Source organism: Bradyrhizobium cosmicum (assembly GCF_032290525.1).
Classification (GTDB): domain Bacteria; phylum Pseudomonadota; class Alphaproteobacteria; order Rhizobiales; family Xanthobacteraceae; genus Bradyrhizobium; species Bradyrhizobium cosmicum_A.
The window spans coordinates 1-276 of sequence record NZ_JASXTA010000201.1 but is presented as its reverse complement, the minus strand read 5'-3'; the positions used below and the strand labels follow the sequence as shown (position 1 = coordinate 276).

Sequence of the window (276 nt, the reverse complement as noted above, 5' to 3'; positions counted from 1 at the left end):
GCCGGTAACCGTGCCGCGGTCGACGGCCAGCGGATGATTCGTGAGGAAGTCGATATAGGCCTCAGTGTAGCCGACAGCGGCTCCCGCCCGATATTCGTCGCCTACGCGGCGCATGATGAAGGCCATATCCGCATCGCAGAGCTGCGCGGCTGAATTCACCAGCGTGTCGAGCACCGGCTGCAGGTCGAAGGTGGAGCGGCTGATGGTCTTGAGCACGTCGCCGATCGCCGTCTGCTGCCGCAAGGACTCGCTAAGATCATTGGTCCGCTGCTGCAC

The 276-nt window shown here is 63.4% G+C and carries 1 pseudogene; it reads right to left on the bottom strand.

Annotation, left to right across the window (positions count from 1 at the left end):
- Positions 1–243, bottom strand: a pseudogene (locus tag QSV46_RS39650) (hypothetical protein); the annotation flags it as partial.
- Between the last annotated feature and the right edge of the window lie 33 nt (positions 244–276).